The organism is Nioella sediminis, assembly GCF_001879695.1.
In the GTDB taxonomy this organism is placed as follows: domain Bacteria; phylum Pseudomonadota; class Alphaproteobacteria; order Rhodobacterales; family Rhodobacteraceae; genus Nioella; species Nioella sediminis.
The window spans coordinates 19,605-33,392 of sequence record NZ_MNBL01000076.1; the positions used below are offsets into that span (position 1 = coordinate 19,605).

A 13,788-nucleotide genomic window follows, 5' to 3' on the forward strand; every position below is an offset into this window, starting at 1 on the left:
TTAAAGCTCCACCTGCTTGCCGTGGGCGTAGTTGGAGGGGCCACGGGTGCGGAACACCTCGCGGAAATGGGTGGGTTCGGGGCCTGTTAGGCCGTCCTTGGCATCGGCCAGGTAGGCGCCGACTATGGTGTCCACCTGCCGTTCGGCATCCAGCAGGCGGATCGCGGCATGAGCCTCGTCGGTGATCAGCTCGGCCTCGGCATGATACCGGGTCCAGCGGTCATCGGCGGTCAGGTAGACAACATCGCCCTCCAGCAGATGATTGGCGGTGATGACCTTGGGGGTGAAGTCACGGGGCATTTGCAAGCTCCTGCAAGTCTGGCAACCGGGCCTCCGCCGCGCGGAGCGCGAGACCGTAGAGAAGGATGGCGGGGCCGGTCAGGTCGGCATTGTCGAGGTCGGCGGCCAGCGTGGCCAGCGTGCTGGCGACGGTGCGCTGGTTGGGGCGCGAGGCGTTTTCCACGATGGTGACGGGCGTGGCCGCCGGGGCGCCATGCATCAGCAAACGGCCTTGCAGGAACCGTGCGCCCTTCTTGGCCATGTAGATCGCGGCCACGGTGCCGGGGCGGGCGAGCGCGGCCCAGTCCTGTTCGGCAAACCCTTCGGTGTCATGGCCCGTCAGGACGCGCAGCGCCGAGTTGCGGCCCCGGCGCGTCAGGCTCTGGCCGATCCCGGCAGCGGCGGCAGAGGCCGAGGTGATGCCGGGCACGATGGACCAGCTGATCCCCGCCGCGTCGAGCGCCTCGATTTCCTCATCGAGACGGCCATAAATCACGGGATCACCGGATTTCAAACGCACGACCTGCAGGCCCTTGGCGGCATGCTCTACCATCAGCCGGGCGATTTCCGCTTGCGGGGTGTGGCGGCCAAAGCCCTGCTTGCCCACATCGAGCAACGTCGCCTCGCGGCGGGCAAGCTCCAGAATCTCAGGCGCGACCAGACGGTCATGGATGATCACATCGGCCTCATCCAGTGCCTTGCGGGCCTTCAATGTCAGAAGCTCCGGGTCGCCGGGACCCGCGCCGACAAGCGCCACATGTCCCTCGCGCGGCGCGGCGGTCAGATGTTCGGCCAGAAGCGCGCGCAGACCATCTTTCACGCCCTGCTCGCCGCGCTCGGCCAGCGCCTTGGGGCCGGTGTCGAAATAATACTCCGCCCAGAAATCGCGCCGCTTGCGACCGAAGGGCAGGGCCTCTACCGCGCCGCGAAACGCCTTGCCGATGCGGGCCAGCGTGCCGAGCGTGACGGGCAGTTTCTCCTCCAGGTCGCGCTTGATGGCGCGGGCGAGGACGGGGGCCGCCCCTTCGGTGCCGATGGCCACGGTCACCGGATCGCGGTCCACGATGGCGGGGGTGATGAAGGCGCTGTCATGCAGGTTGTCGACGATATTGACCAGAAGGCCGGCCCGGTCGGCCATGGCCTTGATCCGGGCGTCCTGCACCTCATCCTCATCGGCGGCATAGACCAGCACCGCGCCGGGCAGATCGGCGGGCGCAAGCGCGCGCCGATGCAGGGTCAGGCGGCCCTCATCTGCCCATGCGGCGATCTCGGGGGCAGGGGTTTCGGTAAAAACCTCGACCCGCGCTTCGGTCTTGAGCAGAAGCCGCAGCTTCGCCAATGCGGCCTCACCGCCGCCAGACAGCAGGATGCGCCGGTTTTCGACCGAGAGGAAGATCGGAAAATGTTTCATTCGGGCTGATCCTGTCATTCTAGTTTCCGCCCCCAATGTAGGACAATTTTCCGATTATACGCCAGATGGGCTTGCGAATAAGAACATATGTTTGCTATTTGGCTGCTTGAGTTGCTCAGTGTTCTTGAACGGAAAGGGGGCGCGAATGTCTGCCCAAATCGACGCGTTGGATCGGAAAATCCTCGCTGCACTGCAGGAAGATGCCAGCCAGTCGCTGGATGACATCGCCAGAAAAGTCGGGTCGTCCAAGACGCCTGTCTGGTCCCGAATCCGCAAGATGCGGGAGGCGGGGATCATCGGTCGCCAGACGGTTTTGCTGGATGCGGAGGCGCTTGGGCTGGAGGCCTGTTTCTTCGTGCTGATCCGCACGTCGGAACATGAATCGGACTGGCAGCAACGGTTCCTGCACGCGCTGCAAAGCCGCCCCGAGGTGCTGGAGGCACACAGGCTGGCGGGCGATATCGACTATATTCTCAAGGTGCGCGTGGCCAATGCGCGGGCCTATGACCGGTTCTATCAGGCGCTGATTTCAGAGGTGCGCATTCACAATGTCACGGCGCTGCTCAGCATGGAGGAGATCAAATCCACCACGCTGCTGCCGATCCAGACCGAGACCTGAGCACCCTCAGGCGCGGTGCATCACATCGCGGTTGCGGCAATAGGACGGTGCATCGTCCAGCTTGGCGTTGTCGTCCAGCATGTGGCGGCAATCCTCGTGTTGCTTGCAAGCGGTGCAGGACAACACCATGGATCTATAGGCCAAGGCAGAGCTTTCCACGTCCAGACCGCCAATATGGGTCAGGTCCACATCCAAACGGTCGGCCATATCGTCCACCAGACCGGCACTGTCGCTGAGAGTCTTGAAAATGCCCATCGGGGCCTCCTGTCTTCCTGTTCGGGGTCAGAAGGCACGGGTTTCGTTGCAAATGCATTGATCTGGATCAAGCGGGCGCGGGCAACAGCTCCGTCTCCACGGTTGCGCCATGTTCCAGCGTGCGATGCACCGGGCATTTGTCGGCAATCTCGCGCAGGCGGTTGCGTTGCGCCTCGTCCAGCGCCCCTTGCAGGGTGATCCGGCGCATGAACCGGTCAATCCGCGCGTCCTGTCCGCCCGCGTCCTGCGCGTGCACCTTGTCATGTGTCACATCGACCGACACATGATCGAGCGGCCAGCCCTTGCGGCGGGCATACATGCGGATCGTCATCGAGGTGCAGGCCCCAAGCCCGGCGGCGAGGAACTGATAAGGGGTGAACCCCTGATTGGTGCCGCCATAGGCAATCGGCTCATCCGCCACCGCGTGGTGGATCAGGCCCGCCTGAACGTCCTGACGAAAGCCCTTCGGGTCGGCCTCTGACACGCGGGTCACGCCTTCGGGCGCGCCAATGGGCGGGGCGGGGCTGCGCAAGGGCAGATAGCGCCCGGCCCATGCGGTGATGACCTCGGCGGCGTATTCCGCATCTTCGGGGCGGCTGATCAGGTGATCGGCATCATCGAGCGTGACGAAGCTTTTTGGATGTTTCGCGGCCAGGAAGATCTCGGTCGCGTTCTCGATCCCGACGACACTGTCGCGCGGGGCGTGCAGGACCAGAAGCGCCTTCTTCATGCTGGCAATCGCAGGTCCGAGCGCCTCGGCCCGCACATCCTCCACGAACCCCTTGCCGATGCGCACGGGACGCCCGCCCAGATGCACCTCGGCCACGCCGTCGCTGTCGATCCGGTCCAGTGCATTGCCGAAATTTTGGGTGACATGGCCGGGATCGAAGGGCGCACCGATCGTCACCACGGCGCTGACACTGTCGATCCGTCCCGCCGCCTTCAGCACCGCCGCCCCGCCAAGCGAATGGCCGATCAGCATCGCAGGGGCCATGCCGCGGGCGGTCAACGCCTCGGCGGCTGCCAGAAGGTCATCCACGTTGGAACTGAACGAAGTGTTCTCGAACTCGCCGCCCGAATGCCCCAACCCGGTGAAATCGAAGCGCAACACCGCGATGCCCATTCCCGCCAGCCGGGCCGCGATGCGCCGGGAGGCGGCGATATCCTTTCCGCATGTAAAGCAATGGGCGAGGATGGCCGTGGCCAGATGCGGGCCTTCTGGCATGTCCAGCCGGGCAGAGAGGTCGTGCCCGGCATGGCCGGGAAAGGTGAAGCGATCAGTGGGCATGTGGGGCGTCCTTCGGGTGCGTGCCCTAGAAGACTGGCGATGCCCCGCCGGTTTCGCAACCCGCCTCACGGGGGCGTGTTGGCCCGTGTGACGCGGTGACCGCCCATGGCCGCCTGTTTACGATTTTGAAAGATGCGTCCGCTAGGCTTGCCGTGATCAAGGGAGGGATCGGAAGATTGCGCATGGTTGTCCTGTTCCTCCTGTCCGCCGCGTTCCTTGTTTTCAACGGGGGCATTGCGCAGGCGCAAGCCGGGACCGCGCTGTCGCTGGAGGAAATGGCGCTGGCGGATTGCGCGGGGCAGGCGCTTGCCGTGGAACAGGCGATGCAGGACGGGGCCTCGCCCAGGGAACACCGGGCGGCCGTGGCCCGCGCCGATGCGTTGCTGCAGGTTGCCATCAATCGCTATGTCGCGATCAGCCGGGTGGAGGCATTTCGGCGTCGCGCTGCCTTGGCCTTGGCGGCTGAAAACATGCGGATGGACCTTGCGATGCAGATCACCGGCGCTGCGGATCGGGCGATTGACCGGGCCAACAGCGCCTTGGAGGAGGCGTGCGAACACTACCTCGACTGACCCCGGACGGGCGCTTTACCGCGTGTATCGCCAGCATTCTGGCGCGGGGCTGGACGGGCCGGGCAAAACCTGATGCCTTTCCAGCCATGCCAAGCGCCATGCCGGAGGCCCGATGAAGCAAAGCGCCCACTGGATCAGCCGTATCCTTCGCGGAACGGGGTGGGTCGCGGCAATCGCGTGCTCGGCCCTGCTGCTGGCGGGATTTGGCGGGGCGCTTCATCCGGCGCTCGACTCGCTGGCATTGCTGCGCATTCCGGCAGCGGCAGGGTGCTTGGTCCTGGTGCTGCTTCTGGCACGACCGCGGGCGCTGGTCTGGTCCGGGGCCGGGGTATCGGCATCGGTCCTGATCGTTCTGGGTGCTGCAAGGATAGTGGCGGGACCGGACGGACAGGGGATCACGGTCTATCAAAAGAACCTCTGGGCAGGCAACGTCGCCAGCCGGGCGCTGGTCGCCGATATCCGCGACAGCGGCGCCGATCTGGTGATGTTGCAGGAGGTGTCGGAGCGCAACGTCCCGTTGCTGGCCCTGCTGGAAGACGACTATCCCTACCAGCAGTTCTGTCGCTTCTCGGCCTGGAGCGGTATGGCCGTGCTGTCACGTTTGCCCGCCATCGGCGACGGCATCTGTTCAGACCGGCGCGGCATGGCGGGGCTGAGGGTCGAGGGGCCGGACGGGCCTTTCTGGGCGCTATCCATCCACCTGCACTGGCCCTGGCCCCATGGTCAGGCGCGGCAGGTGGCGCGGTTGTTGCCGCAACTGGACGCGCTGGAAGGGCCGGTGATCATCGGTGGCGATTTCAACATGGTGCCCTGGGGGCATGCCGTGCGAAGGATCGCGGAAGCCACCGGGACGCAGAGGGTCGGTCAACGCCGTCCGACGATCTTCCCCTATGGAGTACCCCTGCCGATCGACATGGTCCTTGCGCCGTCGCCCGGCCGCAATGAACGCCGCCCTCTGTTCGGGTCCGACCACTATGGCCTTGTCGCGCGTGTTGCCGCCCCCTAGTCCCGCCAGCCCAGAAGCCGTTCGTCGAACGGATAGCTGGTCAGGTTCTCATACCCGTCTTCGGTGATCAGAACCTGATCCTCCAGCTTGATCGAGAAATCGCCACCCTCGGGGCTGACCAGCGCCTCGACGCAGAGCGTCATGCCCGGTTCCAGAACGTAATCGAACGCACCTTCGACCGCGTGATCGGGATAGGCGATCAGGGGCCATTCATCGCACAGCCCCACACCATGCATCAGGCAGCCGTATTTCTGCTTCTGATACTGCGGTTCCAGCACATGGGTGTTCTTTGTCAGCTCGCTGAACGGAACGCCGGGTTTCAGCATTTCCATGTTGGTCATGATGTGATCATAGGCCACGCGCATGGCGTGGATCATGTCGGGGCGCGGATCGTCATCGCCGATCCACCAGGTGCGCGACAGGTCCGAGCAGATGCCGTAGCAGCCAATGAGGTCGGTATCGAAGGCGAGGATCTCGTTATTTTGGAGCACGCGGGGGCCGCATTCCTGGAACCACGGGTTGGTGCGCGGGCCGGTCGCCAGCAGCCGGGTTTCAATCCACTCGCCGCCACGCCGGATATTGGCCTTGTGCAGCTCCGCCCAGATGTCGTCTTCGGTCATGCCGGGTTCGGTCGCGGCCTCCATCTCGGCCATCGAGGCCTCACAGGCCAGCATGGCGCAGCGCATCGCAAGGATCTCGTCCGGGCCCTTGATCGACCGGGCCTTTTCGGTAACCTCTTCGCCTTCCACGACCTCGAAGCCCCGCGCCTCCAACGCGCGCAACCCGTGCAGCATGATCTTGTCCACGGCGATGCGCTTGTTGCCGCCGGCATGTTCGCGGATCAGGTCCTCGACCTCGCCGGTCACCGCCTGCGCCTGCTGGCCAAGCTTGTCGCCCCGGTCGAAATAGAACAGGTCAAAGCCGGACCGTACCTCGCGCACCAGCGGGTTGTGATCGGCCAGGAAAGGGGAGTTCTTGTAGTCCCACAGCACCATGTAGCCATCGGCGCAGACCAGACAGGCGCGGAACGGGTTATGGGTGTTCCATAGCTGCATGTTGGTGCTGTCGGTGGCGTAGCGGATGTTGAGCGGATCGAACATCAAAAGCCCGCCAAGCCCGCGCTCGTTGATCTTGTCGACCAGCCGGGTCAGCCGATACTGGCGCATTGCGGGCAGATTGGGCAGGATCAGCCCCGCCGCCTCAAACTCCGCATAGGCCAGCATGGTCGGCCCGATCTCGATCCGGTCATTGTCATTCAATGTGCCATCGGGCAGGGACACGCCCTTGGTGGGGTCGATCTTGCGCGCGGGCAGGCGATAGGCTTCATTCATGACGAAAGCTCCCAAGGTCTTTGCGTCAGAGTGGCGGCGAACGCCCCGGGCGGCGCGCCGTTTTGCGGCATGAGAGAGGTCGAAAATGGAAGAAATCTGCCAAAACAGCCTGCCCTTCGCGCCCTGGATGCATCCCGCCACGCGGCGGCTGCCCGGAATCCAGCCGCTCGATATGGGCGAATGGCTGGTCCGGGACGAGGCATTTGCCGCCCAGATGGCCCTGCGCGACCGGTTGCTGGAGGAGCGGCGGGAAGATGTGTTCCGGGCGTTGCCCGAGGCTTTGACGGCGGCCGAGGAGCTGTTGCAGTTGATCCTGTCGCGCTTGGATGACGGCTATCGGCGCGACGGGCGCAGGATCACCCGGCCCGACGGGGTGACGATTGATCTGGAGGGGGATCATCCCCTGGTCGTCGCGTCGCGGCTGGTGCAGGAGGATCTGTGCCTGCTGGACCAGAATGGGGGCGAGGGCGAGCATATCCTGACCGCTGCGGTTCTGTGCTTTCCGGCCAGCTGGACCCTGGCCCAGAAGATCGGCCACCCCATGACGCGCATTCACGTCCCGGTGGAGGAGTATACGGACAACATGGCCGCCCGCGTGCAGCGGCTGTTCGATGCGCTGCATGTGGACCGGCCGCTTTGGCGCGCCAATGCGTTGCTCTATCACGATCCGTCGCTCTACCAGCCACGGCGGGAAGATGACCGGCGTGACCCGCCGAAGGGCAGGGCGGAATTCCTGCGGTCGGAACGACAAAGCCTCTTACGCCTGCCGGAAACCCGCGCGGTGGTGTTTTCCATTCACACCTGGGTGGTCCCGTGGGAGAAGCTGAGCGTGGAACAGCGCGCGGGCCTTGACATCCACCCTGTCGAGACCGCAGGGCAGGGCGCATGAGCCAGATCGAAGACCAGTACAACGCCTATCCCTACCCGGAACGTGACCCGGCGGACGAAAAGACGCGCCTGATCACCGGGTCGCCCTCGCATCCGGTGGAGCTGGATCATTTCCTGTTTGCCGGAAAACGCGACTGGTCGCGGCCTCTGCGGGTGCTGGTTGCGGGCGGCGGCACCGGCGATGCGCTGATCCAGCTGGCGCAGGTGATGACCACGGCCGGAAAACCCTATGAGATCACCTATCTGGACCTGTCTCGGTCCGCCCGGAAAGTGGCCGAGGAACGGGCCAAGGTGCGAGGGCTCAAAGGCATCCGCTTTGAAACCGGGTCGCTGCTGAACGCGGCTCAGTTCGGGCCGTTCGACTATATCGACTGCTGCGGTGTGCTGCATCACCTGCCCCATCCGCAGGAGGGATTCAACGCGCTGGCCGGGGCGCTGGCGCCTGAGGGCGGCATCGGCCTGATGGTCTACGCGCCCTATGGCCGCTCTGGCGTCTACCCATTGCAGGAAGCGTTCGGCGCATTGTTGCAAGGCAGCCCCAAGGAACGGCTAAAGTCGGCCAAGGCGATCTATGCGCGCCTGCCGGAGGGCCATCCGTTCAAGCGCAACACGGTTCTGGTCGACCATGAACAGGGCGATGCAGGGTTTTATGACCTGCTGTTGCACAGCCAGGACCGGCCTTATTCAATCCGGCAACTGCACGAGGCGCTGACCGCCGCCGGGCTGGAATCGGTGGGCTCGCCGCAGGCCTATGCCTATGATCCCGCGCCTTACATCGGTGATCCGGGGCTTCTGGTCGGGATTGATCCGCTGACCCGGATGGAGATCGCGGAAAAGCTGCGCGGGACGATCAAGACCCATGTTCTCTATGCGGTGCCCGTGGGCAAGGCCGAGGGCCGCGTGGCGCAGCCGACGCCGCAATCGGTGCCGCATTTCAAGGGCGGGAACGCCGCAAAGGTCGTGCAGGCGATTGCCAGGAAGGGGGTATTGCCCCTGAACCTTGGCGGCGAGAAGGTCGAGATCCCGGTGTCTGGCGCTGTTGTGGGCCTGCTGCGCCATGTGGACGGACGTAAATCGCTGGCCGAGATCGCGGCGGCAGAGCGGTTGGACCCGGTGGCCTTCTCGGCACTCTGGAACGGGTTTTCCAAGGATCTGGCGCGCTACGGGCTGCTCTATTATTCCGCCATCCTGAGATAAACATCGCTTCGTTACATCTTGAAATGCTTGGATAATTTAAGTCCCTGACCCTGGTAGTTCGAGGCCAGATCGGACCCGTACAAAACCTCTGGCAGCGCCGCCATGCGCTCATAGACCAGCCGCCCCACGACCTGCCCGTGCTCCAGCACGAAGGGCGCTTCGTGGCAGCGCACCTCCAGCACACCGCGCGCCCCTTCGCCACCTGCCGGGCCATAGCCGAAACCGGGGTCGAAGAAGCCCGCGTAGTGGACGCGGAACTCGCCCACCATGGCCAGATAGGGGGCCATTTCGGCGGCGCAATCGGGCGGGATCGTCACCGCCTCCTGGCTGACCAGAATGTAGAACGCGCCGGGGTCGAGGATGATGCGGCCTTCCTCGGTTTCGATCTTTTCCCAGAACTCCGCCGGGTCATAATGGCCGATCAGATCGAGGTCGATCACGCCCGTATGCGGCTTGGCACGGTAGCCCACAAGACTGCCCGCAGCAGGGCGCAGATCGACGGAAAAGCCAAGCCCGTCGTCAATGACCGCCTTGCCAGAAACAAGCGGCGCCTTGGCATGGCGCGCGCGCAGATCGGCATCCGACAGCACCGCCTGACCGGACCGGAACCGGATCTGATTGAGCCGCATGCCGGGGCGGACCAGAACAGAGAAGCTGCGCGGGCAGATCTCGGCATAAAGCGGGCCGGAATAGCCTTCCGCGATCCGGTCGAACTCCACCCCGTTATCGGCGATGGCGCGGGTCAGCAGGTCGAGCCGCCCGGTGGAGCTTTTGGCATTGGCCACGGCGGTGATTCCCGGCGGTAACGCCAGCGATTCCATCAGCGGCACCACGTAGACGCAGCCCTTTTCCAGCACCGCGCCCTTTGTCAGGTCGACCTCATGCATGGTGAATTCTTCCAGCCGGTCCGCCACCGTGCGACCCGCGCCCGCAAGGAACGAGGCGCGCACGCGGTAGGCCACGGTCCCAAGCCGCAGATCGAGACTGGCAGGCTGTACCTGCGTGTCGGCAAAAGGCAGATCGCTCAGGATTTCGCCTCGCGCCGCCATGGCGTGGATCGCGTGGTCCGGCAGAACACCGGGCTGGGATTGATCGGCTGTCATCGCGACCTCCTGATACGGAAAACCGCCCCGCCCGGATGGGCAAGAGCGGTTTTAGGTGTTGGTCGGGCTAGCAGGACTCGAACCTGCGACCTTCCGTCCCCCAGACGGACGCGCTACCAGGCTGCGCCATAGCCCGACGTTCGGCTGTTCTAGCGATTTTGCTGCGGGGTGCAAGCGGGAATAGGCCGGAAAATCGCTCATCTGTAAAATAGATCAGGCCGAGTGTGCCCGGCCCTCAAGCCGGGCGGCCAAGGCCTCCAGCCGCGCCACCATCGGCGCCAGCTGCTGCTGTTGCGAAAGCGAGAAGGGAACCGCGCCGTGGATCAGCGCCCGAAGCTCTGACAGAGGGGTCGGCGGGGCGTTCTCGTCCAGATCTTCCGGCAGATCCGTCTCGGCACTTGCCATGGCAGCGATGGCGGTGTCCGCCGGTTCGGGTTCGGGTTCGGGTTCGGGTTCGGGTTCGGGTTCGCTTGCTTCTGAGGAGGCGGTTTCGGTGATGACCTCGGGTTCAGGGGCAGGGGGCTCTTCCATGGGCGCTTCGGGCTCGGATCGGTCCTCATGCAGCTCTGCCGCGGGTGGTTCCGCATCCGCCGGGGCATCTTCCCCCGCCAGCGCCTCGATATCTATGAACCCGGCTGTGCTGGGGGCCGTGTCTTCGATGGCAATGGCCTCAACCAGCTGATCCTCTGCGCTGTTGTCCAGATCCTCGTCGAGCGGCGGCGAGAGCGCAGCCACATGGGCCACGCCTTCCTCGCGGATCAGCTTCTGGACGCCGCGAATGGTCAGGCCCTGGTCATGGAGCAGCGTCTTGATGCCTCCAATCAGCCGCATGTCAGCAGGGCGGTAATATCGCCGCCCGCCGGCGCGTTTCACCGGCTTGATCTGGCTGAACTTGCTTTCCCAGAAGCGCAGGGCATGGGCCTCGACCTCCAGCCAATCGGCCACCTCGCGGATGGTGCGGAAGGCCTGCGGAGACTTGTCGGCCATACGGTCTTACCCCTTGTTGCCAGCGGCAACCCGGTCCTTCATCAGATGCGAGGGCCGGAAGGTCAGCACCCGGCGGGGCGGGATCGGGGCCTCTTCGCCGGTCTTGGGGTTGCGGCCGACGCGGGCCGTCTTGGAGCGGACCGAGAATGTCCCGAACGAGGAGATCTTGACCTGCTCGCCGTCCACAAGGCTGTCGGACATCAGTTCAAGCACCCGCTCGACAAGGCCGGCGCTTTCATTGCGCGACAATCCTACTTCTCGGAACACGGCTTCGCTCAGGTCCATTCGTGTCAGGGTCTTGCCGGTCATGACTGTCCTCCCAGGGTGGCTGGCCCATCCTGCGCCTTCACAGATAGCAAGTCAATATCAAGGGCTTGGGCGTTAACGTTCTAAGCGGGGCCTTGCCGCCCTACCAGCGCAGAACCGCCGAACCCCAGGCCAGGCCGCCGCCGATGGCCTCTGCGACCAGCAGGTCGCCGGGTTTGATATGGCCCTCTGCCACCCCCACGGACAGCGCCAGCGGGATCGACGCGGCAGAGGTATTGCCGTGATCCTGAACCGTGACGATGACCCGATCCATGCCGACACCCATCTTCTGGGCGGTGCGGGTGATGATCCTCAGATTGGCCTGATGGGGGACGATCCAGTCCACATCATCGGCCCCAAGCCCGGCGCGATCCAAAGCTGCATGCGCGGTTTGTGCAAGCTTTTCAACGGCGTGGCGGAAGACCTCTTTGCCCTCCATCTTCAACACGCCGCTGGATTGCGTGCGCGACACGCCGCCATCCACATAGAGCAGGTCACGGAATTGTCCGTCGGAATGCAGATCGACCGACAGGATGCCACGATCGGCACTGGACCCGTCGCCTTCCCGCGCTTCCAGGATCAGTGCACCCGCGCCATCGCCGAACAGCACGCAGGTGGTGCGGTCTGTCCAATCCATGATGCGGCTGAAGGTTTCGGCGCCGATCACCAGCACGCGCTTGGCCTGGCCCGACAGAACATAAGCATTCGCGGTCGAAAGCGCATAGATGAAGCCCGCACAGACCGCCTGCACATCAAAGGCAAAGCCGTGGCGCATGCCAAGGCCCGCCTGAATCATCGTGGCGACGGAGGGGAAGGTCAGGTCGGGGGTCGAGGTGGCGACGATGATGGCGTCGATATCGTCCGGCGTCAGTCCGGCATTGTCCAACGCGGCGCGCGCGGCCTTGATGCCCAGATCGGAGGTGGTTTCGCCCTCGGCCGCAAAATGGCGGCGTTCGATGCCGGAGCGTGCGCGAATCCATTCGTCGGACGTGTCCACCATGGCCTCGAACTCGGAATTCGGGACCACGCGCTCGGGCAGGTAGTGGCCAATGCCGACCGCGACGGCTCGACGGGTCTTTGCGCCGGTTTCTCCGGTCATTCTTCGGAACCTCCGTTCACCTGGGCAATCGCCCGTTCGGATGCCGCGATACGCGCGGCCAGACGGTCACTGAACCCGGCTGCCGACAGTTCTGCCGCCAGTTTGATCGCCGCCGACACCCCGGTTCCGTCCGAGGAGCCATGGGATTTGACTACCGTCCCGTTCAACCCCAGGAAGACCCCGCCATTCACCCGGCGCGGGTCGATCCGCCGCGACAGGCGCTGCAAAGAGGTATAGGCCAGCACTGCGGCCAGTTTCGACAGGATGGAATAGCGGAAGGCTTCGCCCAGAAAGTCGCGGATCAACCCGGCCGTTCCTTCGCCGGTTTTCAAGGCGACATTGCCGGTGAAGCCGTCGGTCACGATCACGTCGACCCGATCAGACGGGATGTCGCCGCCCTCGACAAAGCCCACATACTCGAAATTCGCGGCTTTCGCGGCCGCGGCGATATTCTGCGAAGCCAGCTTCAATTCTGCCCGGCCCTTGAATTCCTCGGTGCCGACATTCAGCAGCCCGACCCGCGGGCGTCGAAGGCCAAGCCCGTTGCGCGCATAGGACGCCCCCATGAGGGCGTAATGCAGCAACTCGGTTTCATCGGCGCGGATATCGGCCCCGACATCGAGCATGATATTGAACCCGTGCGGATTGCGCGATGGCCAGAGGCAGGCAATGGCGGGGCGGTTCACGCCCTCGATCTTGCGCAGGCGCACCATGCTGATCGCCATAAGCGCGCCGGTATTGCCGCAGCTGATGGCCACGGTCGCCTCGCGGTTGCGCACCGATTCGATGGCCGACCACATGGAGGTGTCCTTGCCAGACCGCATGACCTGGCTTGGCTTGTCCTCCATGGTGACGACATCTGCGGCATGGCGAATGTCACAACGCCCGGCAAGTTCGGACTTGCGGGCGATGAGGCTTTCCAGCTCGGACTTGTTGCCGTGAACGATGAAGCTCAGACTTGGGTTCTTGGCGGCGGATTTCGCCATGCCGTCGACAACGGCCGACGGCCCGCGATCCCCGCCCATGGCGTCGATTGACAGCACGATCTCAGACGCTGAAACGTCGCTTGCTCGTGCTGTGTCTGCCATGTTGGACCTGCCTTGGACGAACCCGCTGCGTTACGCTGCGTCGTCGTCCAGGTCGATCTCGTCCGCCTGCGCGATCACTTCGCGATCTGCGTAGGTGCCGCAGGACGGGCAGATGTGGTGCGGGCGCTTCAGTTCGCCGCAAGAGGGGCACTCGTTCGGATTGCCAGCGGTCAGCGAATCGTGTGCACGACGCATATTCCGGCGCGAACGGGTGACTTTATTCTGGGGGACAGCCATGTCTCAACCTCGGTGTTTTTGCAGGGTGGGCTGTGGCAGCTTGGCCCCGCTTGCGTCTTTCAAATCGTTCTGTCTCGTATCCGCCTTGCATGCGTCGTTCCGGCTGGTCCGGACCGGCCGGG

At 64.4% G+C, this 13,788-nt stretch carries 16 protein-coding genes and 1 tRNA gene; 5 read left to right on the forward strand and 12 right to left on the reverse strand.

Translation table 11 applies throughout. The annotated features are described in order from the left end of the window. Positions 1-300 (reverse strand): DUF2849 domain-containing protein, encoded by a 300-nt coding sequence (locus tag BKY26_RS10580; RefSeq protein ID WP_071690361.1) that lies wholly within the window; start codon positions 298-300, stop codon positions 1-3. Then, entirely contained in the window at positions 290-1,690 is a 1,401-nt protein-coding gene (gene cysG / locus BKY26_RS10585; RefSeq protein WP_071690362.1) for a siroheme synthase CysG, read from the reverse strand. Before cysG ends, BKY26_RS10580 begins: the two co-directional genes overlap by 11 nt. Positions 1,691-1,835: 145 nt before the next feature. On the opposite strand from cysG, the gene BKY26_RS10590 reads away from it, so the two are divergent. Next, a complete protein-coding gene (locus tag BKY26_RS10590) occupies positions 1,836-2,309 on the forward strand; it encodes an Lrp/AsnC family transcriptional regulator (protein ID WP_071690363.1) in 474 nt (157 codons plus the stop codon). Positions 2,310-2,315: 6 nt separating this feature from the next. Here BKY26_RS10590 and BKY26_RS10595 read toward each other — a convergent pair whose 3' ends face one another. Then, positions 2,316-2,564: a DUF6455 family protein gene (locus BKY26_RS10595; RefSeq protein WP_071690364.1), complete on the reverse strand. Its 249-nt coding sequence runs from the start codon at positions 2,562-2,564 to the stop codon at positions 2,316-2,318. A gap of 67 nt (positions 2,565-2,631) precedes the next feature. Beyond that, positions 2,632-3,852: a bifunctional alpha/beta hydrolase/OsmC family protein gene (locus BKY26_RS10600; RefSeq protein ID WP_071690365.1), complete on the reverse strand. Its 1,221-nt coding sequence runs from the start codon at positions 3,850-3,852 to the stop codon at positions 2,632-2,634. 182 nt (positions 3,853-4,034) lie between these two features. On the opposite strand from BKY26_RS10600, the gene BKY26_RS10605 reads away from it, so the two are divergent. After that, positions 4,035-4,424, forward strand: coding sequence for a hypothetical protein (locus BKY26_RS10605; protein ID WP_071690366.1), 390 nt, complete (start codon positions 4,035-4,037; stop codon positions 4,422-4,424). A gap of 112 nt (positions 4,425-4,536) precedes the next feature. Further along, positions 4,537-5,430, forward strand: coding sequence for an endonuclease/exonuclease/phosphatase family protein (locus BKY26_RS10610; protein ID WP_083431410.1), 894 nt, complete (start codon positions 4,537-4,539; stop codon positions 5,428-5,430). Here BKY26_RS10610 and dddP read toward each other — a convergent pair. After that, positions 5,427-6,761, reverse strand: a complete 1,335-nt coding sequence (dddP, locus tag BKY26_RS10615) for a dimethylsulfonioproprionate lyase DddP (protein WP_071690367.1) — start codon at positions 6,759-6,761, stop codon at positions 5,427-5,429. The genes BKY26_RS10610 and dddP overlap by 4 nt on opposite strands. An 85-nt stretch (positions 6,762-6,846) precedes the next feature. Here dddP and BKY26_RS10620 point away from each other — a divergent pair, with 85 nt between their 5' ends. Both BKY26_RS10620 and BKY26_RS10625 read left to right on the forward strand, forming a co-directional pair. Then, entirely contained in the window at positions 6,847-7,650 is an 804-nt protein-coding gene (locus BKY26_RS10620) for a heme-dependent oxidative N-demethylase family protein (RefSeq protein WP_083431411.1), read from the forward strand. Beyond that, complete coding sequence (locus BKY26_RS10625) at positions 7,647-8,846, forward strand: class I SAM-dependent methyltransferase (protein ID WP_071690368.1); 1,200 nt, start codon at positions 7,647-7,649, stop codon at positions 8,844-8,846. The genes BKY26_RS10620 and BKY26_RS10625 overlap by 4 nt, the downstream gene beginning before the upstream one ends. 11 nt (positions 8,847-8,857) lie before the next feature. On the opposite strand, the gene BKY26_RS10630 is transcribed toward BKY26_RS10625, so the two are convergent. The 7 genes from BKY26_RS10630 to rpmF all read right to left on the reverse strand — a co-directional run bounded on the left by BKY26_RS10630 (position 8,858) and on the right by rpmF (position 13,666). Continuing rightward, positions 8,858-9,949 (reverse strand): 2'-deoxycytidine 5'-triphosphate deaminase, encoded by a 1,092-nt coding sequence (locus BKY26_RS10630; protein WP_071690369.1) that lies wholly within the window; start codon positions 9,947-9,949, stop codon positions 8,858-8,860. Positions 9,950-10,008: 59 nt separating this feature from the next. Then, positions 10,009-10,085: transfer RNA gene (locus BKY26_RS10635), tRNA-Pro, on the reverse strand. A 77-nt stretch (positions 10,086-10,162) separates the two neighbouring features. After that, on the reverse strand, positions 10,163-10,936 hold the full coding sequence (locus BKY26_RS10640) for a MerR family transcriptional regulator (protein WP_071690370.1): 774 nt from the start codon (positions 10,934-10,936) through the stop codon (positions 10,163-10,165). Positions 10,937-10,942: 6 nt separating this feature from the next. Next, on the reverse strand, positions 10,943-11,245 hold the full coding sequence (gene ihfA, locus BKY26_RS10645; RefSeq protein WP_071690371.1) for an integration host factor subunit alpha: 303 nt from the start codon (positions 11,243-11,245) through the stop codon (positions 10,943-10,945). A 100-nt stretch (positions 11,246-11,345) separates the two neighbouring features. Continuing rightward, positions 11,346-12,341 (reverse strand): beta-ketoacyl-ACP synthase III, encoded by a 996-nt coding sequence (locus BKY26_RS10650; protein ID WP_071690372.1) that lies wholly within the window; start codon positions 12,339-12,341, stop codon positions 11,346-11,348. Then, positions 12,338-13,429: a phosphate acyltransferase PlsX gene (plsX, locus tag BKY26_RS10655; RefSeq protein WP_071690373.1), complete on the reverse strand. Its 1,092-nt coding sequence runs from the start codon at positions 13,427-13,429 to the stop codon at positions 12,338-12,340. The genes BKY26_RS10650 and plsX overlap by 4 nt, the downstream gene beginning before the upstream one ends. 30 nt (positions 13,430-13,459) lie before the next feature. Further along, positions 13,460-13,666, reverse strand: a complete 207-nt coding sequence (gene rpmF / locus BKY26_RS10660) for a 50S ribosomal protein L32 (RefSeq protein WP_071690374.1) — start codon at positions 13,664-13,666, stop codon at positions 13,460-13,462. Between the last annotated feature and the right edge of the window lie 122 nt (positions 13,667-13,788).